Consider the following 21,355-nt stretch of genomic DNA (forward strand, 5'->3'; position numbering starts at 1 on the left):
TGGCGGGTTGGCTTGATGTCACCGGCTTAAATCTTCGAAAACGCAAAAAGCCCCCGTGGCCGGCATCTACGCCGGTCCACAGGGCAAAGTAGTAAGGGCCGGAGCAGGCCCGAAAATCGATTAAGCTGATGAACTCTGCCCCGCGAAAATTCGCGCGTTGAGGGTTCACGAGAAAGGGAAAGCGCCGCATTCGATGCCCGTCTGCTGTTAAGTCCTTTCAAATCATATCGGGTCGAACACGGTGCTTTCTCGGGCCCTGGCTGCGGCGAGGCATGCCGCTTTGACAGGACAAACCAGTTAACTTTGACGCATACCTCCTTTCGTTGCCGGGCTTTTGCCCCACAAAAGGGCATCTATTGTTGTGGCTCCCATGTGGTCCGCCATCGCGCCGACCACAGTCTCGTTCACGCCGCTCAGGAAATTCACGAGTTCCGTCAGCGTCAGCTCTTCGAGCAGCAGCTTGAGCGTGCCGGCACCTACATTGTGCAGCAGCTCGTCCAGTTCTTCCGCCTCGAGCACATTCAACAGGCGCGTCGCGGCAGGGGTGTCGAGGTTTGCAAGCAACACCGCAGCGCTGCCGACGCCAAAGGCGCGGTCGAATTCATCGGTGCCGAGGGCGGTCACAAAGGCGTCGATCTCGGCCGAGGTCGCGTTGTTCAGCGCGTCGGCCAGTTTGAAGGCTGTCTGCCCTTCGGCAGAAAAATCAAACACAGCGTCGATCAGATCTTCGGCCTGGGCAGCGACACCCACGAAGACCGCGCGGGCCCCGTTTTCCATCGTGATGATGACGTCACCGTCGCGCACATCGCGGGACCCGGTCAGGCACATGGCAGCGCGCAGATCGGCGCGGGAAGAAAACTGACCCAGGAAGGTGATCGCATCGCCGCGGGCGACGTCAAAATTATTGACGACGATATGCGTGTCGGAGGGTACCACGATAAAGTCAGGCGTGGCGATGGTCATTGTCTCCTGGGTCAGGTCGGGTTGTGCAGTCTGGGGCGCGGCCCAGACGTCCTGCACATGAGAGAAGCCAGCGTTGATCTGGATGGCCTGCGTCGGGTCCGCATCTGTCGGCATGACATAGCGGGCGCAGCGCATCCGGTCCGCCGCGAGTTTAAGCGCGGTGCTGTCGGCCGTGATGTCCAAGACGGAGTCGGTAGCGTTTCCCGAAACATGGATGCCAAGTACTGCACCCAAAACCGCCTCGCGCAGGGAGGAGTTGTTGGCGATCTGGGCCAGTTCTAGGAATGTTGCGTTTGCCATCGTCTTCACCTTGGGTTTGTTTCAGCCTGTGTTTGGTAGCTGTTAAGATGAAATTAACGCTAAATCCCAAGGGCGTCGCGGGCCTAGGCGGGTAGTCCAAAGCAGCTTGTGGCTATGGCGCTATCCCAAAGGATAGGTACCTGCTGCTGCAGGGGCACTATTCACCCTGCCCTGCAGGCAGAAACGGAGTTTACCATTGCCAAAAAAGCCCTCCCCGCCTAGCCTTTTCGCAACTGCAAAAAGCGCCCGATCAACGAGGCGCAGCAAAAAACGCAGTTCGAGCAGTAGTGAAAGGACAGCACCAGACGACATCCAAGTTGCCATGCTCCGCAGCATATGCCGTGGGGGCGCAATGGAATCGATCGCTTTGGATGCTTTTACAAGTGGTTTGACGTTGTGATGTTTGATAGCAGGAGGCGGGCTTTGACTATGCTTTCCGGCGTCCGCAAAGCGACGAGATGAACCAGAAAGAGAATATGGCGGGCGCTAAAATCGTGAAACAGGCATGGGGCAAGCTGCGTCGAACGCTTTTGGGTGCCGCTATAGCCCTGATCGGTGCACTGCAACCGGCGGCTGGTCAGCAGGTCGACACGATGGATGCGCCCCGTGACATCACCATCGGTATTCTCGCCTCCGAAGGGATCACCCGCGCGCTGGACAGCTGGTTGCCAATGGCCGCCGCGCTGAACACCGCCGCACAGGGCGCGGAACTGAACTACCGTTTCAAGATCGCGCCTTACACCGACGCCACAATGATCAATAAAATCTCGCAAGGCGCGCTGGATTTCTTCCTTGTCGATCCCGCGGCCTTTGTCGTGGCAGAGGTCGAAAGCAACGCCCGCCCGCTGCTCTCTGTCGCCCAGATGTGGGAGGGGCAGGTCTATGATAAAACCAGCGTCGTCGTCTTTACCACCGCTGACAGCGATATTCGCGCCATCCCGGATATCGCGGGTCGCAGCATCATGGGGGTGTCGGCCGACGAAATGACCGGTTGGAAGCTCGCGCTGCAAGAGTTTCGCAAGTACCGGCTGGATATCGACGATATCGCGTCCCGCGCGCTGTTTTCGGGCGGGAACCAGCGCGAGGTCGTCTATGCCGTGCAAGCCGGTCTGGTGGATGTGGGCGTCGTGCGCGCCGGTGTGCTCGAAGGGCTGGCCCGCGACGGCGTGATCGATATGAACGATTTCCGCCCCGTGTCCCCTGTCGATCATCCGGGCTATCCGTTCTGGGCCAGTACCATATTGTACCCCGATTGGGTGCTGGGGACGATCCCCGGTGTGCCGCAGGCGGCGTTAACCATTCTTGTCGACACCCTGTTGGGCCAAGATACCGGCAGCCCCGAGGCGATTGCCGCCGGTGGCACCGTCTGGCTGCCCCCGCAAAATTATCAATCCGTGCACGAGCTGCTGATCTCATTGCGCGCACGCCCCTACGAGAATTACCTGCAACGTTCCGCCTTGCGCATTGCCTCAACCTACAAGTGGCTGGTGTTGGGCACATTGCTGCTGATCGTGTTTTCGCTGTTGTTCCTGATTTTCCAACTGCGCGAAAACGCGCGACAGGCCCATGCCCGCAAGGATGTGCTGAAGTCGGAGGTTCGGTCCAAGCAATTTTATCGCAACGCGGTAGAGGCCCATACCGTGTTCTGCATGCTGAACCAGAACGGCGCGATCACCCATGTGAACGACCAGTTTGTCCAGGCCAGCGGCCGGTCCCGCGAGGCGCTGATCAGCACGCCGTTGGTTGATGTCATGGATGCCGGCAATCGCGGTGTGCTGACGGGCGATGTCTTGCCCGCCATGATGTCGGGCACCCCGTGGAAAGGCACCATCGTTCTGCATAAAACCGACGGCAAGGCGGTCTGGCTGCAATGTAGCTTTATTCCGATCACCGACGGCGAAAAACAGCTGCGCGAGATCGCGATTGTCGCTTCGGATATGACCAAGACCCGCGAAGGCGTGTCAGAGGCGCGGTTCAACAACACGTTGGAACTGTTGCAGGATCATGTTGTTGTCTTCCAGCCGCAAACCTATGCGGTGATGTATGCCAATGCATCGGTCGCACGACACCTGATGCGACATGATGAAAGCGACGACTGGCGCGGCAAGAGCCTGTCCGACCTGATTGGCAAACGGGATTATGACAGTCTGCGCGAACGCTGCGCCGGCCTTATCAAGGGGCCAGAGCGGCGCGTCACCTGGGAAGTCGAGGCGAAATCAGGCATTACCTACGACATCAGCCTTGAATATGTCTGCCCCGCCCAGGACGAACCGCGGTTCATCGCTATCTACCGCGATGTGTCGCAGCGCAAGGTGGCCGAAAAAGCAAAGACCGAATTCCTGTCCACCGTCAGCCACGAATTGCGCACGCCGCTGACCTCTATCAAAGGGGCCTTGGGGCTGGTGCTATCAGGTGCCACGGGGCAGTTGCCTGACAAGATGAAGGGGCTGATCACCATCGCCGCCTCAAGCTGTGACCGGCTGATCCTGCTGATCAACAGTATTCTGGATATGGAGAAAATCGAAACCGGCACGCTTGATTTCCGGATGAAGACGCTGAACCTGTCCGAGACGCTGAATACGGCGCTGGTGCCGAACCAGCTTTATGCCGAACGCGCAGGCGTATCGCTGCGCCGTGTCGATACGCCCGATGACCATGTAATGCTGACCTATGGCGACTCCAAACGGTTGGTGCAGGTGCTGGATAACCTCTTGTCCAACGCGGTGAAGTTTTCGGAACACGGCGGGGAGATCCTGATCGCCCTGCACGCGGTCGGGGATCAGCTGCGCATTTCGATCCGCGACTTCGGCACCGGCATTCAGGCTGCCGCGCAGGCGTCGGTGTTTGAAAAATTCACCCAAGGCGACAGTTCTGACAGCCGGTCCAAGGGGGGCACGGGGCTGGGGCTGACCATCGCCAAAGTCATCATCGATCACCATCAGGGACAGATCACGTTCTTCAGCCGCGAAGACGTGGGGACAGAAATTATCATCTCCCTCCCCCGCCTCGCGCAAGAGGACGCGCCGGCACCCGACACGCCGGTGCAAGTCGCCCCGCCAACGGCCTTTTCTGCCGCATTGGAACAGCAGGCCCGCAAGACGCCGTCTGTCATCAAAAAGACCGCCGCGGAACATCTGGTGCAACAGATCACACGCGCGGGATACGGACCGGAGTTCGAGCTTGGCAAAGCCGACGTCGGGCGTCTGGCCGCAGGTGTCGAAATCGTCGGCGCGCCGTTGCTAAATAAATGGATCACCCAGAACGAACGCGACACGCTCTCGCAGTTGATCGGCGCGGGCGCGATTGCGGATGCGGCGGTCTGTGTGATCGAAGCCGCCTCGGACACGGATCACAGCGCGGCGGGCAGCGCATCCACCGCCGTGGCTCAGCTGCGGGCATGGTTCGCCACCTGTGCCGAACCCATCGGCAATCCCGCGCAACCGCTGACCATCGCGGCGGTCGATCACCCGGATGTTGCCAGCTGGCTTGAAACCGAAAGCATCGTGACCTTTGACGATACCGTGGATCTCGCAAAATCAGTCGCGACGTCGCAGGCGGATGTCGTGCTGACCTTTGCCATCAACGACGGGTCGGCCAGCGTCATGGCGGTGCCAACCTCGCAAGGTTTGATGCCCTCGGGCTGGCCGGTCTGCGTGCTTGTCATCCGGAATGTAGAGAACAAGAATTCGCTGGGTGTGGTGTCAAAATTCAGCAGCGGGCGCTAAGGCAAAGGGGGGTTACCGGCGCTGCAATGCGAACAGCGCGCGCGACGCATCGTCTAGTGCGGCCTGTTCTGCCCTGTCGGCATCGGCTTTCGCCTCGGTTTGCGCTTTCGACAGCACCGTTTGCGTGGTCTTAAGCGCGCGGAACTGCGCAAAAAGCGCATCCTCTAGCGTGTCGATCTGCCCTGACAGCGCATCCCCCTCCGCCGCCAAGCCACGTTGTTGCCGGTCAACCGAGGATAGGTAGGCGGGCAAATAGGCCTGTGTTTCCAAGGTGCTGCCCGTCTGTTCAGCAATCGCCCGCTGGGTCAGCGCCGCACTTTGTTCCGTCAGCGATGTTTGCTGTGCCCGTAGACCCGAAAGCTGTGCCCCGATGGCATCCAGCTCGTGTTGCCGGATGGTGTTGATCAGCTTGAGCGCAGCGATCTGACGGCGTCCGGCCATGGGTTATGCGGCCTCTGGCATCTGTTTGCGGGCCTCTTCCATCTCGTAAAAGCTGGGCTGCAGGCTGGTGGGAATGTTACCGCGACCGATCTCGGTGCAGATCGCGGGCGAATGGCCATGCAGGATCGCGATAAAGATGTCGCGGATCACGGCGTAATAAATGCCGTCCTGCTCTTCGATGGCTTGCAGACGGTTGGCGACCGGAGAGACGAAAAGATAGGCAAGGAAAACCCCAAGGAATGTCCCGACCAACGCGCCGCCGATCATCGCCCCCAGAACCGCAGGCGGCTTGTCGATCGACGACATCGTCTTGATCACGCCTAAAACCGCCGCAACAATCCCGATGGCGGGTAGCGCGTCGGAGACGGTGGTCAGCCCGTGGGGGGCTACCAACGCTTCATGGTGGTGCTTCTTGAGCTTGCGGTTAATGACATCTTCCGCCTGATACGGGTCATCGAACTGCATCGCCAGCATACGGAAACTATCGGTGATCAGATCAATGGCAAAGTGGTCTTTCTGCAACTTGGGATACTGCGAAAAGATCGAACTTTCTTGCGGGTTTTCAATATGTTCATCTAGTGCCAGCATGCCATTTTGCTGGTACTTGCGGGCCAGCGTATACATGAGGTTCAGCAGGTCCACATAGTCGCCCGAATTCCACTTGGGGCCCTTGAATGCCTTGACCAGTGCGCGCCCTGCCCCCGCGATATTGGCAAAGGAATTCGCCGCAATAAACGAGCCAAGCGCGGCACCGCCGATCATCATACCTTCGAACGGTAGCGCGTGGGTGATGATGCCCATGTCGCCGCCAGAGAGCATATACCCCCCAAAGACCATGCCCATCACGACCACGAAGCCCAGAATAATCGTCATTTGTTTTCCACTTGCAAGTTTCCAAGCACTTTAGGCATTTTCATTGAAATCTCAAGAACAGTTCATTGTGTTCCAAGTTTAAAAATTTGTCGCTCAAGACCAATTGCTATCTTTCCATGGTGTGACTAAGGTAAACCTCAGAATAAGCTGGAGAGTGCCGTGATCTCGGATGTTGAAACCACAATGATTGTCCTGATTGATGCGGACGATGTGAAATTCGCATTCTCGGGCTGGCCGGATCACATTTGCCTCGCGGCGTGCCTGTCCAGCTTTGGGACCTGCAGCATGATCGTGTTTCGCCGCGATGAACGCCACTTGATGCCGGATCGTTTGGTTAAGCTGCTGAAGCTGCGCCGCGAAAACACCTGCTTTGTCCCCGAGGTCGACGGCTTCAAGACCAAGCAATTCCTATATTCCGACGAACGCCGGTTGATGGCGCTGGTCGCATCGGACCCGGTGGTGCTGGAAGAAGCGGTCGATTACGCCGTGAACTACAACTACGCGCTGGAAGAAGGGCTGGACCCCGCCAAGATGCTCGGCCTGGATATTCCCACTGCCGACCCCGTGGTCGCTGCACCGCGCGGCACAATGGTAAATGAAGAAGCAAACTCCATGCTGCCAGAGTTTCTGCGCCGCTCGGTCGAACGATCCCGCCGGCCGATCTTTGCCAGCCGACGGGTCCCCACCTTGGGCGAGTTGATCAGAGCCTGATCACCGCAGCGCGTTGCGCAGGTTCAAGAATACATCATCCTTCAAAGGTGCCGCCACAGGCTCGACATTCTGTGCGACCCGTTGCACCTCGCCACTGTTTTGTGGCGCTACGGGCGCAGGGATCGACGCCTTATACAGCTTCTCGCCGGTCTCGGCTGGCGGTGTCGCCGCATCAATCTGCGTCGGGGCTACGTCATCGCCGGCATAATCCTCGACCTTCTGATATTGAACCGACACCGTGATCCGTCGGTTAGACGCGTCGGTCGGGTTTTCGGGCACCAGCGGCGCGGTATCGGCAAGGCCCGACACGCGGATGATACGATCACGTGCGACGCCCGAGGCTTCGAAAACACGGCGCGTGGCGTTGGCACGATCCGAGGACAGATCCCAGTTGTCGTATTTCTGGCTATTGGCAAAGCGGACAGCATCGGTGTGCCCTGACAGCGTGATTTTATTCGGCAGGCGCGCCAAAGACTTACCCAAATTCGCGAGCAGCTGATCTGTGGCACCCTGCATTTCGGCACGGCCACTATAGAACATCGGCTGCCCTTCCTGATCGATGATCTGGATCTGCAAGCCTTCGGGGGTTTGCTGGAAAATCAGGTTCTTCTTCAGCGGATCAAGGTCGGGATTCTCCTGCATCGCCTGCAAGATATCCTGCTCCAACTTTTTGAACTTTTCATTGTCCAATGCGTGCACATTATCAATGGTCGCATCGCCAGCCGATTTTGACCCATCGGATGCGGTTTGCGACGCGCTGGCAACATTGGCCGCGGCGGGGTTTTCATGGGCACCGTCTTCGGAGCCGATTTGCGTCTCGTCTGGTACCGACGTCGCGGTTTCGTCGCGGATTTCCCACTTGGCCGAGGCCGGATCGTCGATTTTCCCAAGCTCGCTGCCACGGGCCACAATCGCCCCATTCGAGGCGGTCAATGTACCGGGTGGCCCCAGGGTAGCACCGTCCAATACACCACTGCCGCCGGGCAGGGTCGCATTGGTAAAGTATTCGGCAATCCCGCGCAGCTTTTGCTCGTCCGCGCTCGAGAGAATCCACATCAGCAGAAAGAACGCCATCATCGCGGTCATGAAATCAGCATAGGCGACCTTCCAGCCGCCACCGTGATGTCCACCGCCTTCGATAACTTCTACTTTTTTAAATACGCGCGGCTGTGTCGTCGCTGCCATATGTCCTGCCTCTATTCTCGCGACCACGGGGGCCGGTTCGGCAGACGTGCTTCTGCACCGACTGCCTCAGAGACATGTATCGAGGGGGATTAGGTGCTCCGCAGGACAAAACGGTGGCAAAGGAAAGGCATTTGAACTTTACAGCTGCGACCCAAGATTTGCCTGCACCGCCTCGTCGCGGGCATAGCGACCAAGGCCGGCTTTCTTTGCATAATCCGCTTTGCGCAAAGAATAGTTCGGTGCGACGAGGGGATGATCATCATCAAGATTGAACTTGATCCGGTATTCGCTCTCGCTCAAGCCGTGCTCTGCGCGCAGGTGACGCTTGAGCATGGTAAAGGATCGGCCGCAGCACAGGCAGGTGACGGAATCATCGGTAAAAGACTCGGCAACCGGCACCGCGGGAATGGCGGCTTCAGTCGTAAACTGCGCTGCTACCTTGCTGATTTCGGCCTTGGCGGCTGCGGGCTGGAGCCCGGCGAGTGCGGCGGGAAGCGCCTGCGACAACGCCAGAATGTCTTGCACGGTTGCGGATTCTCGGCCAGCGAATGCGGTAATCACGCGAATTGCGGCCTCGGAAACGGGGGGATCTGTAAACTCTGTCACTTTCGTATGCGCCTTTACTACGTCGGTGCGGGATGAAGCCTCGTGAACAAATCTTGGAAACTCTACTAGAATACCAGGATTGTCCGCCAACCTCACAAAAATTGTCAATGTCTCTTAAGTATAGGTTGGCCCGCCGCAAGGAATGGCGAAAGGACAACAACTTATGAACTCAAGATAAACTGCGGTGGATTAATTCAACCGGTGGCGGGCGGGATGCAAGCTCGGCAGGTCAGATGTGGCAAAACCTTGCCGTTTTTGACCACTCTCAGCGACTGCGGACAGAACACCCGACTTGGCCACAATTTCTGCCGCGTGAAGGATCACCGCGCGCATGTTTTCATCCTGCACCGCCTCGTCGCGCAAATGGACCAGCCGTTTGGCCGCCGCGAGCGCACGCCGCTTTGGCGCAACAATTTCAAGTATGTCTGCCATTTTCTAGCGCCTATTCTTGAGGTTCTCTCAGACGCGTTCTGCAGTCTGCAAGGATATACATAGCGTGGAAGGTTAAAGAATAGTGAACGTATGGCTTTTTCATGACAAGCAAGCCCAATTACTGCCGCATAACTCTGACTTTGATTTCGCCCACGGGTTCGTGCAACAAAGGGATAACCCAGTTCATCGCTCCCTTTCCTAGTATATGGCCGTTATCATCGTGTCCTTTCCGCGTCTCGCCGCAATGCTATCCTTTTCCGAACATCCATCGGTCAACCCATTGGGGCAGCGCGATAAATGACCAAGATCCTACTCGTCTCTACGTCACCTTCGGTGCGCAACGCCCTGAACTATTTATTTACGGTTATCCTAAAATTTGACTTTGAATGTATAGACTTTGACGCCTGCGAAGATTGGCTACACAACAATGAAAACGTTAATGCCATTTTCGTCGATATGACCGAAGCGAACAGCAACCCGGCTCCGCTGATCAGCACGCTCACCACCCACGCGCAGCCCGGAGTCGTGCTCGCAATACAAGAGCTGAAGGGGGTATGGGGTGCCGATGCGTTTGAAGCGGGTGCGATCGATGTCCTCACATGGCCCTGCAATCTGCGCGAACTGTCTTTGCGACTGAACCGACGGCTACCAACCCCTACGCCGTCAGTTGAACAACCTCACGATGTGAGCTGGGATGTCGAAGCGTATATCGCTCTGCGCGCCGGATTAACGACGGCGGAAGCTCAGATCATGCGGGTATTATTCGCGCAGGACGGGCAAATCGTGACCCGCGATGCGCTAAGTCTCGCCGTAGAATCTCGGCCGTGGCGCTATGGTGATCGGAAATTTGATGTCCACGTCGCGAAAATCCGTAAGAAATTTGCGGACACATTTGATGAACGCATTTCCGTCGAAACGGTACGGTCCAGTGGCTACATGCTGCGCACGGGCGGGCTGAATGCATTCGATCCGACGTAAGGGGGCCTGTACCTGCATCGTGAGAGAATCGCACCTTTCCGCATTCACACCTACCGCACATTCTCAACACATTTATTGTAAATTCGCATACAGGTGAACATGCAGCCATATTTTGCCCCGCCCACCAATACTTGTGCTGTGGATAACATTTCGCCCCATATTTGGTTCCCAAAAATATGGGTGATTGGGGGAATTTTGCCGAAATCACCGCAAGCGTCAGCGCAAAACCGCTGCGCTGATCGTTGTTGGAATTCAAGAACAGCTTGCGAAGTTTAACAAATCCGGAATTCAAAAAACCGTGTCGGGAAGATACCTTGGGGTTGCACACGCGACACTTGGGGAAGTTTTAACTATGCGTTCTGATTTGATGGGGCACATCTGGGGCGGTCGGCTGGAATTTTGCGCCGATCCTTGCAACACGCCCTTGGGCCGCATCCTGTCGTCACTGCTGGCGTCGCCGATCACCCGTTTCACCGTCGCCGTAGAGGACGCTGATCTTACGCCCTTCGCGATCTACGCCGGAGAAGAGATCATTTCCGGCGCTTCCCTGGCCGATGTTCTAGATCAGGAGTTTGGCCTTGATCTGGAAGATGACGCCATCGTTTTGATCGAACCCTGCGCCCAACCAACCCTGACGCCTACGTGCCCCGTTCAACTTGGCCACCACATCGGCCATATCATCGTTTCCCTCGCCCAGTCCGAGCGTGACGGCACCGCCCCTGACGGCTTGCTTTCCTCTGATAATATCGCCCATAGCTTTCACCGCGAAATGCTGCGCACGGTTACTCCGGGCCAGCACATTCATTAACACTGCGGCCCCCCGAAAACCCCGCCACAGTGTGACATGCAAAGCATGATTTAAAAACAAGTGCTTAAAATTATCCTTGCTTTCAAGAAATTAAGGATTTTTTAATTCTCCCTTAACTCTGCCACCCTATAGTTGAACCGAGGCAGAATAAAAAGGCAGTGAAATGAGTGTAACCGCGTATAAGCGGACCATCTCGCACACCGAAGATCCGCGCCAGATTGAGCGTCGGATTTTGGCGAGCGTGACATCCAAACTTGAAAACAAATTCGAAGCATTTGACGGTGCTGCGGAAAAATCTCAAAAGCTTCAGATGCTTGCAGATGGCCTGCGCGATACCCTGTGGGAGAACCAGCGCGTTTGGCTCACGTTCAAGGCCGATTTGGCCGAGAAGGATAACGGGCTGACGGCCGATTTGCGCGCTGCGCTGATCTCGCTGGCTCTTTGGGTGGAAAACCACACCAAAGCGGTCCTGTCAGGGTCTAAAAATGTGAAGCCTTTGATTGATATTAACCGCAGTATTATCGACGGTCTGAGCGGACGGGCTGCAAAAGTCGCGGCGGAGTAAGCTTTATGGCGCTGCGATTAACCCTGAAACCGAACGAGCGGATCCTGATTAATGGCTGTGTCGTGCGCAACGCCGATCGCCGTCAGATGATTGTTATCGAGAATCAGGCAGACATTGTGCGTGAAGCCGATCTGTTAAAAGAGGATGAAGAGCGCACCCCTGTAAAAGAGGTCTATTTCTTCATCCAGACCGCCTTGCTTGAGCCAACGACCCGCAAAAAATTGGTGTCGATCATCCAAAGGAAACTAGGCGCGCTAGCGCCGGTTTTCCACGACGAGATGGCCGGCCACATCTTTGAAGCCGCGGCTCACGTGTCTTCGGCTGACTTCTACAAAGCGATGCGCACATTGCGGCCCCTGATCGAGTATGAAGAAAAATTGTTCAAAATGATCCGGGAAAAGAACACAGCCACGGCGGCGGAATAGGGTAAACCTATGATCAGCATTTCAGGTTTAGGCAGTTCCACCGCGCTCAAGCTGATTGACGCAACGCGGGACAAACAGCTTGATCTGATGCGTGATTCCGCCGCCAACAAACGCGCGGAAGAAGCGTTTCGCGACAGAATCGGCGATATCTCCAGCCCGGAAGAGCTGATCGCGGATTTCGAAGTCTACAGTTTTGTGATGCGGGCCTTTGACCTGGAAGACCAGATTTTCGGCAAAGGGCTGATCCGCAAAATGCTGGAATCCGATCCGGTCGAACCTTCATCCCTGCTGAACCGACTGACCGACAGCCGCTTCCGCGAAATGCATCTGGCCCTTGGCTTCACGACTGAGGCAGGTCCGCAAACCCCTGATCTGACGGACCCTAATTTCCTGAATGATGTGACGACGCGCTTCTATAATCGGCAGTACATCAACGAAAATGACGCCCAGAACGAGACCGTGGGCACGGTATTAGAATTTCGTGACAAGTTTAGCGGTATTAATAACTGGTTCGAAGTACTGGCCAGCGAGAAGCTAACCAATTTCTTCCAGGTCGCCTTGTCGCTCCCCGAACAGATGTCTGCCCTTGATCTCGACAAACAAAAGGCCCTTCTCGCTGATAAATTCGACCTCGAAAAACTGGCGGATCCGGCGGAGCGTGAGAAGCTGATCGCGCGCTACGTTGCCATTTCAGATGCCGTTAACCCACAGGGATTTCAGGCAAATTCAATAGCGCTTGATCTGCTGCAGTCTTATAATCTGGGCGGCCAGTTCGTGCCGATCACAATCGATGTGACGGCTGTCACATTCTCTGCATCGCGCCTGTATCGCTGATCAGCTCGGCATATCCGACATCATATCGTCGTCATTTTCGGGCAAGGACACCTCCCCTTCCGACATCAAACGCAATGCGGCTTCGACCAACTGAGCCTGCGCGCCTTTAACATCTTTGGACCGGACAGGGCCCATAGAAGACATTTCATCCTGCAGCATTCCGCGTGATCGCGAAGGCAGGGACGCCAGGAAATGTTCACGCACTTCCTTCTTGGCACCACGCAGCGCCATCGGCAGGGTATTCCCGCTCACTTCGCGCATGATTTTACCCAACATCATTTCGTTGAATTTAACCAAATCGTCGAAAACAAACATTTTTTGCTTGATGGACAAGAGCTTATCGGGCTGGCGCTCTTCCAGGTTGCGGGTGAGATTAACCAACATATCTTCATCGAGTTTGTTGAAAATCGACACCAACTGGCTCTCGATCCGGGCTTCAGCGCTGTTTCCGGCCTTGGCCAACACATCTTCACGCAGTGTATTCTCAATATTCTGAATCGTATCGATCGGCAGCTTGTCCATGCCCATGATGCGCTCTATCAGATCAGCGGCGCGTTCGGCCCCCAAAAGCGGCAATACTTTCGCTGCGACGTCAGGCCGGATTCGTGTCAGGATGACCGCGATCGTCTGGTTGTGTTCCTTCTGAAGAAAGGCGACCAACTCCTTCTCGTCCAGATCCGACAGGTCTTTCCAAACGTTATCGATCTTTTTGCCGTCAATTTCCTGCAAAATTTCAGCAACACGATCTTCAGGGAGGAATTCTTTCAGCAATCCGCGCGCAGCATCAATCGAGCCGACCACACTGCCGCTGTGATTCACTTTTTCATCAAATTCCGCGATTATTTCTTCGACGATACCAGCGTCGACTTCGCCCATCGTCGAGATAGCGGTAGTGATCTGGCGGATCTCATCAACATCAAGCTGCTGCATGATCGCGCCGCCCCTCTCCTCGCCCAGACACAGGAAAAGGATCGCCGATTTTTGCGCGCCGGACATGTGGCGATGTTTGCGAAGGGGTACAAACTGGTTCATGAGATCGTCGATTCCCGCAGGCTGGATATTATCGCACAAGGATAGCCGAAACTATTCTTGTTTGACATGGCTATTTATGACCGCGGCGGTTTATCCGGAAACGTAGGATTGAATCAGCGATCCAGCCAGCATGTACCACCCATCGATCAGTACGAAAAAGATGACCTTGAAGGGCAGCGAAACCAACACGGGCGGCAGCATCATCATGCCTGCGCTCATCAAAACCGATGCCACGATCAGGTCGATCGCGATGAATGGAAGGTAAATCAGGAAGCCGATGGTAAACGCGCGACGCAGCTCCGAAATCATGAAGGAGGGCACCAGCACCCGCCAGCTTGGCAGCGCAGCAGGCCCATCCGAGGGCGGCGAGGCTTCATCCGCAATATCGGTGAAAAGCTGGAGATCCTTGTCGCGCGTATTAACCAACATGAAGTTGTAAAACGGCTCGGATATATTGCGCACGGCCTGCTCTTCGATGATGGCGTTTTCCATCAAGGGCACTAGCCCGCCCTCCCACGCATCCTCGAACACCGGCTGCATCACAAAGAAGGTCATGAACAGAGCCATAGCGTTCAACACGATGTTCGGTGGCGTTTGGTTCAGCCCAAGCGCAAGCCGTAACATCGAGAAAACAATGACGAATCTGGTGAAGCTCGTGACCATCACCAAAAGCCCCGGTGCCACGCTCAGGACCGTGATGATCGCGAAGAGCTGGATCAGACGGCCTGACAGGCTGGCCCCCTCGTCCGTGCCCGGCGTTACGTCACCGAAAGCCGAAGAGAGGTCCCGCACCATGCTGCCAAGGTCTGCCTCTTGCGCCCATCCAGTCGATGCGGACGCGACGACACCGGCCAAAACCAAGACCAGACCGCACATCACGCGCGGTGCAAACAGGGGCAGCAAACGGGGGGACATCAGATTTCTGAGACGAAGTCTTTGACGATCTCACGCAGCGCAACTCCAAGGGAATCCCCCTGCACGCGCACCAGATCACCGCGCGCGACCATGCGATCGTTAATCATGATGTCGACGGGTTCACCCACGCGGCGGTCAAGCTCGATCACCGACCCTTTGGTCAGGTTCAGCAGCTCCGAGATCGGCATACGGCTGCGCCCCAGAACGACACGGACGTCCAGTTTGACCCCAAAGATCGCATCAAGGCTTTTGCCGTCCAGACCCGCCGGCGCTTTGGTTTCTGCATCCTGCGCGTTGCTGTCAGTCAGGTCTGCTTGGGTTTTATCCTGGTCATTATGTAGCATTATTCAGCAATCCTTGTGGTTGCGGTCAGTTCAACGGCGGCGGTTTGCAAGGCGCTGCGCACGGCCGTGGTTGCCTCTTCGAGATCGTATTCCAGCTTCCCGCCCTGCCAGACGACCCGCGCCGCACCGCGGGGAAGATCGCTATCCGCGACAATCTTGATCGACGCGGCGTCTGTTGATGCAGGTAGCCAAACCGGCGGCTCGGCTTTCAGCCGCGCGGCGACTTCGGGGCAGGCGGTAATGGACAGAACCGGTGTACTGCGACTTAGGGCGACGCTTTCACGGATGCGACCAATGGCCAGATCGACGCCGTAGTTTTGCAGCAACTCTGGTACAAGCCGGTCGCCGATGCCGAGGAAGAGTTCCACGATATCCGTCTCTGTTGCGCGGCACTGTCTCGTATCTTGCGCGATCAGCGCGTCAAGCTGCGCACGGATTTCAGCGCTCTCCGCCTCTAGTCGTGCATCCTCTTGCGCGTCAAACTCCGCCTTTGCATCTTGCTGCCCGACGGCGCGCCCGGCATCAAAGCCCTGCTTGCGCGCTTCGGCAAGACGCAGGTTCAGCTCTTCCTCGTCGATTGTAGTGACGGGCGCCGCGGGCGCATTGTCGCTGTCAAAATTTCGGGCGAAAAGATCGATCATGCGCCTGCCTCGGCAGGAAGCCACGACCGGATCACGCGCAGAACCTCTTGGGGTTTCTCATCTGCAAGCTGTTGGATCGTCTCGATCTTTTTCTTGTGCAGATTCCCGCGGATGCCTTCCTTGCGGACGTATTCAGCCACTTCAGCAGCTTCGATATCCTCATCCGTGACAGTCAGCGGGTCGTCATCCTCGGCAATATCCGCGACGGCTGGCGTGGTGCCGGGCAGCTTGGGGCGCTGGCCTTCCGCTGTCAGTGCGGCGGGTTCGGCGGCCTTTTCTGCGGTCAGGGCGGGATCTTCGTAACTGTTGAGCTGATCGCCTTCGCTGAACTTGCGCAGCATGGGCCGCACGCCAAAGACGAGGATCAGGCCGACAACCAGCAGGGCCAGAACACCGCGCACAATAGACACAACATTCTCGGTCAGCTCATCCCCGATAGATTTGTCGATCGGATCGCCAAGATCCATCGAATAATCCATGAACCGCATACTATCGACAGAGACACTATCCCCACGTGTAGTGTCGAATCCGACGGCAGTTTTGACCAGTTCGCCTAGCCGCGCGAGCTCTTCCGGCGTGCGTTCAGCGTAGATCACATCTGACCCGTCAACGTTGTAGATCCCATTCACCAGAACCGCGACCGACATGCGCCGCACGTCGCCGGCTTCGCGCACGATCTCGCGGCGGGTGTTGCCGATCTCATATTGCACGATCTCATCAGCCTCGGACCGGCGGGTCGATGTCCCTGCCCCATTGCCATCGGCCAAAGCGGCAGGGATGTTGTTTTCCACACCGACGTTGCCAGCCTCTTTCGTGCCGGTCTGGTCTTCGGACTTCGTCTCGGTCGACCGCACGACCTGCTGGTCGGGGTCGTATGTCTGCTCGACAATGACTTCGCGCTGCGTGGTCAATTCGACGTTCACATGGACGCGCGCGTTCCCCGCGCCGACCCGCGCTGTCAGGATGTTCTGGATCTCTTGCGACAGGCGGTCTTCAATGCCTGCTTTGGCGGATTGGACACCACCTTGGCTGCTGCCGTCCGGCCCTTCCGCCAGGATCGTCTCGCCACTGGCCGACAGAACGGTGACGCGCGAAATATCCAGGTCAGCAACGGCAGAGGCGACCAGATTGCTGACCGCCACAGCCTGTTTACGGGTCACCGCACGGCCGGATTCGGGGCGCAGGATGATAGAGGCACGCGGCGCTGGCGCATCGCGGGAGAAAGGCTCGCGGTCGGGCAACACCAGATGAACCCGCGCAGACGAGATCCCGTCAAGCGTCTGGATGGAGCGGGCGAGCTCCCCCTCCATCGCGCGCATCTTATTGATCTTCTGCAGGAAGGAGTTCATCGCCAGCCCGCTGCTTTCGTCGAACAGCTCCCATCCCGGATCCCCATCGATGGGCATGCCGGTCTCCGCCAAAACCATACGCGCCCGCACCGCGTCCCCGCGGGGAACCGAGATGCTGGTACCGTCTTCAGAGACCATCGCGTTGAAGCCCGCGTTTGCCAGAGTCGCCTCGATCGAATTGGCGGAGGTGATCGACAGATTCGAATAGAGCGGCGCGTAGTCCGGACGGGTCACAGCACCAATGCCGAGAATCATCAACAGCACAACACCAATGCCCGCCCCACCAAGCATCATGAGCTTGTTTTTACCGAGCGACGTGAGATTGTCGATTAATCCTTGCATGGGGCCCCTCAGCATCGATTTGTTGTGAATATATTGATCAATTCATGCCTCAAGGCAAGTATTAAACAATTTTTAACCTTGTGTTTTTGCCCTTAAAAGGGGAATGTGGCATTAACACCAAGTTAAGGTTTCCACATGGCCGACAAAGCGAAAAAAAAGCCAGCTGCGGCAAAGCAGGCCGCCTCTGCTGACGCAGCGGACCGGCCACGCGGGTCGCGTAAAATGCTGATCGCGGCCGCGCTCATGTGCGTGGTATCCTTGGGCGGCGGCTTTTTCCTTGCCCGTGCGGCCTACGTCAAAGACGCCGAAGCCTTCGAGCCCGAGTATAAAAGCGAAGAAGCCGATCAGACGGACACCAAGGATGATCACGCCGACGCGGAAGATCATGGTAAAGACGACCACGCCAAGGACGAGGGTGATGCCGAAGACCACGCCGATGACACCAAGGCCGCAAGCACAGGGCTGATTGATCTAGGCGAGATGTTGACCAACATCCAAGGCTTCGATCAGAACGGCACGCCGACATCGGCGTTTCTTAAGGTGAACCTGATGGTCGCCTACCGGCCCGATGAGGGCGCGGACAAGCTGATGGTCGAACGCCAGCCCTTCATGCGCGATCTTTTCAACGGCTACCTGCGGGGGCTGACCGAAAACGACGTGCGCGGCATGGCGGGCATTCTTTATATCAAGGCCGAACTGCTGAAACGGGCGCGCGCCGCCGTGGGCAGCGATCTGCCACAGGAAATCCTGATCAAAGACCTGATCGTGCAGTAGGAGGCGGCGATGAGCGAGAGCGACACAACAGCACGGCGACCCGACGAAGCAGGCAGCACCCTGATCGACGAGATCATCCGCATGTCGGATTTCACCTTTGATCGCCTGCCCATGCTCGACATCATTGGCGATCGCATGGTCGAAAACCTGTCGGTTGCCCTGCCCGACCTGATGCGCGCCATGTGTGAAGCCTCACTCGCCTCGCTTGACTATATCCCCATGGGCAAAGTGATCGAAGGGCTGCCCAAGCCCACGTTTCTGGCCGTTGGCACAGGTCACCCCTTTGTTGGTGAAATCCTTGTGGTGATGGATCAAGCGGTGCTTATGACCGCGGTTGAACTGATGCTGGGCGGGAACGCCAAGAACGTCGATCTCGACAACACCGATCCCTTTACCGCGATCGAGCTTGGCTTTGGCGAACGGCTCGCCTCTGCCGTCTTTGCCGAGCTTGAGCGGTCGTTGTCGGTTGTGGGGGCTGCGAACCTCGAACTCGATCGCATCGAAACCGAGGCCGAAGGTGCCGCGATTGCCAAAAACACGAGCCTTTGCGCGCGGTTACGGCTCTCGTTGACCCTTGCAGGAAATACCGGAAACCTTGATCTTGTTATCCCCTATGACGCACTTGAACAGATCTTGCCCGACTTGGGCAAAGTCTATTTCGGCGACCGTATGGTGTCGCAAGACCAGTGGCGCGGGTTGATCGGGGCGCAGATCGAACGGGCGAACGTCGATCTGGATGTCGTCCTGTCCGAAAACGTCTTTCCGCTCCAAAAAATCATGTCATGGCGGCCCGGCGACACCATTGATTTCGGCATCGAGGAAGGCCGCGATGCCACTGTGACCTGTGCCGACACCCCGATGTTCAACGTGTCGTTGGGCAAACGCAACAACGGCTATGTGGCTGTGCAAATTACCGAAAAGCTGGAAATTCTGGAGGACCACGAAGATGATGGCAACGATAATTGACAGCCTGATCGTCGTATTGCTGATCGGCAGCATCGGCTATGGCTACGTGGTTTCGATGAAATTGCGCAAGTTGACGGCGACGTTGAAACAGCTTGAACCGCTGGTCGAACAATTTTCCTCTGCGGTCGATAAATCCGAACAATCTGTGCACCACATGCGCGAAAGCATCGAAACCGCGCAACGTGCGCCGGCCCCCGTCGAAGCGCCTCCCCCGCCCGAAGAAACAGCCGCCTCTTTCGCCAGCCGCCGCGCGACCAAGCAAGCGTCGGCAGAACGCAACGGCGTGCGTGTGGTACGGGATAAAAAAGAGATGGTGCGCGCGTTTTTCGAAAATTCTTCTGCGGCAAAGGGCTGATAGATGTTTGGACCAGGTATGTTGAACGGGAAAATTATCCTTGGGGGGCTGGCCCTGACGCTCTGCGCCAAAGCCGCGCTATCCTTTCCTGAATTGCCCTTGTTCAAGGATAGCGCGCTGCCGCAGCAGCCGATGGTCGTTCTTGCCGCTGAAACCAAAGAGGAAACGGGCCTGCAACCAGTTCAGGATGCACCGCCGCTGGTGGGCAACCTGCCCGAACTTTCAAACGGCTGCGAAGCGCCCGAAGACGTTTTGATCTCGCTCACGAAAGAGCGCGAATTGGTGCGGTTGCAGCAGGAAGAGCTGGAAAACCAACGTGCTGAATTTGCGCTGGCCCGCGAGCGGCTTAACATCGAAAAAGCATCTCTGACCGAGCTCAAGACCTCTATCGAGGATCTGCTGGGTCGCGTTGATGCCGCGCAAACCGAAGACCTTGATCGTCTGATCCAGCTTTACACGAATATGAAGCCGACCGATGCGGCGCGTATCATGGATGATCTGGACATCGAGACGACGATTATGATCCTTGGCACCATGAAGCCAAGAACAGCTGCGCCTATCCTTGCAAAGATCCCGCCTGTACGGGCGCGCGCCGTCTCCAAAATCATTCTGGAACGTTCGCAGCTTCCGGCGGACCAAGACCTTACAGGTATCAAGCTTCGTTAATATGGATCGGTCCGCAGGGTAGACCCCTGCGGTGCCGCCCGCTTTTTATTGTTGCGCAGGTCAAAGACGAAGCTGATGATCTCGGCGACAATTTCCCAATGGGCGACGGGAATGACCTGATCGACGTCGATCTCGTCATACAGCATTCGCGTTAACGGTTTATTCTCGATCATCGGAATATCGTGCTCCGCAGCCACTTCGCGGATGCGCCGCGCCAGATGATCTGCGCCTTTGGCGATACAGACCGGGGCCATATCCTGCGCCGGGTCGTATTTCAGCGCGATCGAATAGTGGGTCGGGTTGGTCAGAATGACATCCGCCAAAGGCACAGCAGTGATTGTACGCTGTTGTGACAGCTCACGCCGGCGACGCGCCCGTTTCTGCCGGATTTCGGGGGAGCCTTCGGATTCCTTATGTTCGTCCTTGATGTCTTTCTGGCTCATCCTTTGCTTGCGCCGCCAATCAAAACGACGCCACAGAATGTCGGCAATCGCGATTGGCACAAGCAGAATTGCAGCCGCAATCAACAGCTTAACAGCAGCGGCGGTCAGATAGCCGGGCAGATGCTCGGGGATAAAGCCCGACGAGGTCCAGATGCGCCGCACCGCTTCATTCGTGAACCACACGGCAAGCCCACCGATTGCCAAGACTTTTACGATACTTTTCGCGAATTCGACCAGCGCATTGGCCGAAAAAAGACGCTTCAACCCCTCCAGCGGTGACAATTTGGAAAGCTTTGGTTTGATACGCTCTGCCGCAACGACGGTTTCACCCTGAATCACAGCGCCAATCGCGCCGCCCAAAAACAAAACGCCAAAGATAGGAAGGACTGCCCACACGATCATATAAAAAAATTCGCTCATGATCTGCCCCAGCCGGATCACCCCCGGCTCCCCCGTGGCGACCATCAGATTTGGGGAATGGTCCAGCAGAACCGACAGCGCGACGACGATTTGCGGGGCCTGATAGGGCAAGACCAAGGCGGCGATCCCTAACATCGCCACGACAACGACCATGTTTCCCGTCTCCTTTGACGACGGGACATCCCCTTTCTTGCGCGCGTCCTTAAGCTTCTTTTCGGTCGGCTCTAGGGTCTTTTCCGTGCTGTCGCTATTCTCGGCCATG

General features: G+C 56.9%; 23 protein-coding genes. 11 read left to right on the plus strand and 12 right to left on the minus strand.

Features of this window, described 5'->3' with window-relative positions:
- Window positions 1-297: 297 nt before the first annotated feature.
- Entirely contained in the window at window positions 298-1,263 is a 966-nt protein-coding gene (locus ACTRWK_RS12775) for a hypothetical protein (protein ID WP_289082012.1), read from the minus strand.
- 458 nt (window positions 1,264-1,721) lie between these two features.
- Between ACTRWK_RS12775 and ACTRWK_RS12780 the strand changes: the two genes are divergently transcribed.
- Window positions 1,722-4,988, plus strand: coding sequence for an ATP-binding protein (locus ACTRWK_RS12780; RefSeq protein WP_462843948.1), 3,267 nt, complete (start codon window positions 1,722-1,724; stop codon window positions 4,986-4,988).
- Between the two features lie 12 nt (window positions 4,989-5,000).
- Here ACTRWK_RS12780 and ACTRWK_RS12785 read toward each other — a convergent pair whose 3' ends face one another.
- Window positions 5,001-5,429, minus strand: coding sequence for a flagellar motor protein (locus ACTRWK_RS12785; RefSeq protein ID WP_132997957.1), 429 nt, complete (start codon window positions 5,427-5,429; stop codon window positions 5,001-5,003).
- A gap of 3 nt (window positions 5,430-5,432) precedes the next feature.
- Complete coding sequence (gene motA, locus ACTRWK_RS12790) at window positions 5,433-6,302, minus strand: flagellar motor stator protein MotA (RefSeq protein ID WP_005849072.1); 870 nt, start codon at window positions 6,300-6,302, stop codon at window positions 5,433-5,435.
- Window positions 6,303-6,461: 159 nt separating this feature from the next.
- Here motA and ACTRWK_RS12795 point away from each other — a divergent pair, with 159 nt between their 5' ends.
- On the plus strand, window positions 6,462-7,013 hold the full coding sequence (locus ACTRWK_RS12795) for a flagellar motor protein (protein ID WP_289082010.1): 552 nt from the start codon (window positions 6,462-6,464) through the stop codon (window positions 7,011-7,013).
- Here ACTRWK_RS12795 and ACTRWK_RS12800 read toward each other — a convergent pair whose 3' ends face one another.
- From ACTRWK_RS12800 to ACTRWK_RS12810, 3 genes are all read right to left on the minus strand, one after another.
- Window positions 7,014-8,198, minus strand: coding sequence for a flagellar motor protein MotB (locus ACTRWK_RS12800; protein WP_037942066.1), 1,185 nt, complete (start codon window positions 8,196-8,198; stop codon window positions 7,014-7,016).
- Window positions 8,199-8,336: 138 nt separating this feature from the next.
- Window positions 8,337-8,804, minus strand: coding sequence for a Ros/MucR family transcriptional regulator (locus tag ACTRWK_RS12805; RefSeq protein WP_289082030.1), 468 nt, complete (start codon window positions 8,802-8,804; stop codon window positions 8,337-8,339).
- A gap of 189 nt (window positions 8,805-8,993) precedes the next feature.
- Entirely contained in the window at window positions 8,994-9,236 is a 243-nt protein-coding gene (locus tag ACTRWK_RS12810) for a hypothetical protein (protein WP_074636846.1), read from the minus strand.
- 297 nt (window positions 9,237-9,533) lie between these two features.
- Here ACTRWK_RS12810 and ACTRWK_RS12815 point away from each other — a divergent pair, with 297 nt between their 5' ends.
- The 5 genes from ACTRWK_RS12815 (at window position 9,534) to ACTRWK_RS12835 (ending at window position 12,846) form a co-directional block, all read left to right on the plus strand.
- Window positions 9,534-10,214 carry a winged helix-turn-helix domain-containing protein gene (locus ACTRWK_RS12815; RefSeq protein WP_289084204.1) on the plus strand — a complete coding sequence of 227 codons (681 nt, stop codon included), beginning with the start codon at window positions 9,534-9,536 and terminating at the stop codon, window positions 10,212-10,214.
- A 352-nt stretch (window positions 10,215-10,566) separates the two neighbouring features.
- On the plus strand, window positions 10,567-11,022 hold the full coding sequence (locus ACTRWK_RS12820) for a hypothetical protein (RefSeq protein WP_037942062.1): 456 nt from the start codon (window positions 10,567-10,569) through the stop codon (window positions 11,020-11,022).
- Between the two features lie 163 nt (window positions 11,023-11,185).
- Window positions 11,186-11,587, plus strand: a complete 402-nt coding sequence (gene flaF / locus ACTRWK_RS12825; RefSeq protein WP_005849061.1) for a flagellar biosynthesis regulator FlaF — start codon at window positions 11,186-11,188, stop codon at window positions 11,585-11,587.
- 5 nt (window positions 11,588-11,592) lie between these two features.
- Entirely contained in the window at window positions 11,593-12,012 is a 420-nt protein-coding gene (locus ACTRWK_RS12830; RefSeq protein ID WP_289082071.1) for a flagellar biosynthesis repressor FlbT, read from the plus strand.
- A gap of 9 nt (window positions 12,013-12,021) precedes the next feature.
- On the plus strand, window positions 12,022-12,846 hold the full coding sequence (locus ACTRWK_RS12835; protein ID WP_064216632.1) for a DUF1217 domain-containing protein: 825 nt from the start codon (window positions 12,022-12,024) through the stop codon (window positions 12,844-12,846).
- Here the strand turns inward: ACTRWK_RS12835 and ACTRWK_RS12840 are convergent, their stop codons facing one another.
- From ACTRWK_RS12840 to fliF, 5 genes are all read right to left on the minus strand, one after another.
- Window positions 12,847-13,878, minus strand: coding sequence for a flagellar motor switch protein FliG (locus tag ACTRWK_RS12840; RefSeq protein ID WP_009824334.1), 1,032 nt, complete (start codon window positions 13,876-13,878; stop codon window positions 12,847-12,849).
- Between the two features lie 90 nt (window positions 13,879-13,968).
- Window positions 13,969-14,793 carry a flagellar type III secretion system pore protein FliP gene (gene fliP, locus ACTRWK_RS12845; protein ID WP_132997951.1) on the minus strand — a complete coding sequence of 275 codons (825 nt, stop codon included), beginning with the start codon at window positions 14,791-14,793 and terminating at the stop codon, window positions 13,969-13,971.
- The gene (gene fliN / locus ACTRWK_RS12850) at window positions 14,793-15,137 is read right to left on the minus strand and encodes a flagellar motor switch protein FliN (protein WP_064216629.1); all 345 of its coding nucleotides are present in this window, start codon (window positions 15,135-15,137) and stop codon (window positions 14,793-14,795) included. The genes fliP and fliN overlap by 1 nt, the downstream gene beginning before the upstream one ends.
- Entirely contained in the window at window positions 15,137-15,778 is a 642-nt protein-coding gene (locus tag ACTRWK_RS12855; protein WP_132997950.1) for a FliH/SctL family protein, read from the minus strand. Before ACTRWK_RS12855 ends, fliN begins: the two co-directional genes overlap by 1 nt.
- Complete coding sequence (gene fliF / locus ACTRWK_RS12860) at window positions 15,775-17,469, minus strand: flagellar basal-body MS-ring/collar protein FliF (RefSeq protein ID WP_289082070.1); 1,695 nt, start codon at window positions 17,467-17,469, stop codon at window positions 15,775-15,777. Before fliF ends, ACTRWK_RS12855 begins: the two co-directional genes overlap by 4 nt.
- Window positions 17,470-17,604: 135 nt before the next feature.
- Between fliF and ACTRWK_RS12865 the strand changes: the two genes are divergently transcribed.
- Genes ACTRWK_RS12865 through ACTRWK_RS12880 form a run of 4 tightly spaced genes read left to right on the plus strand, consistent with a single transcriptional unit; the run spans window position 17,605 to window position 20,230 of the window.
- A complete protein-coding gene (locus ACTRWK_RS12865; RefSeq protein WP_064216626.1) occupies window positions 17,605-18,243 on the plus strand; it encodes a flagellar basal body-associated FliL family protein in 639 nt (212 codons plus the stop codon).
- 9 nt (window positions 18,244-18,252) lie between these two features.
- Window positions 18,253-19,209, plus strand: a complete 957-nt coding sequence (locus tag ACTRWK_RS12870) for a flagellar motor switch protein FliM (protein ID WP_005849047.1) — start codon at window positions 18,253-18,255, stop codon at window positions 19,207-19,209.
- Window positions 19,190-19,564 carry a hypothetical protein gene (locus tag ACTRWK_RS12875; protein WP_037942048.1) on the plus strand — a complete coding sequence of 125 codons (375 nt, stop codon included), beginning with the start codon at window positions 19,190-19,192 and terminating at the stop codon, window positions 19,562-19,564. The genes ACTRWK_RS12870 and ACTRWK_RS12875 overlap by 20 nt, the downstream gene beginning before the upstream one ends.
- A gap of 3 nt (window positions 19,565-19,567) precedes the next feature.
- Complete coding sequence (locus ACTRWK_RS12880) at window positions 19,568-20,230, plus strand: MotE family protein (protein ID WP_005849044.1); 663 nt, start codon at window positions 19,568-19,570, stop codon at window positions 20,228-20,230.
- On the opposite strand, the gene ACTRWK_RS12885 is transcribed toward ACTRWK_RS12880, so the two are convergent.
- Entirely contained in the window at window positions 20,227-21,354 is a 1,128-nt protein-coding gene (locus tag ACTRWK_RS12885) for an EscU/YscU/HrcU family type III secretion system export apparatus switch protein (RefSeq protein ID WP_005849043.1), read from the minus strand. The genes ACTRWK_RS12880 and ACTRWK_RS12885 overlap by 4 nt on opposite strands.
- Window position 21,355: the final 1 nt, after the last annotated feature.

The sequence above is a fragment of the Sulfitobacter sp. G5_S2_6_S6 genome (assembly GCF_054968505.1).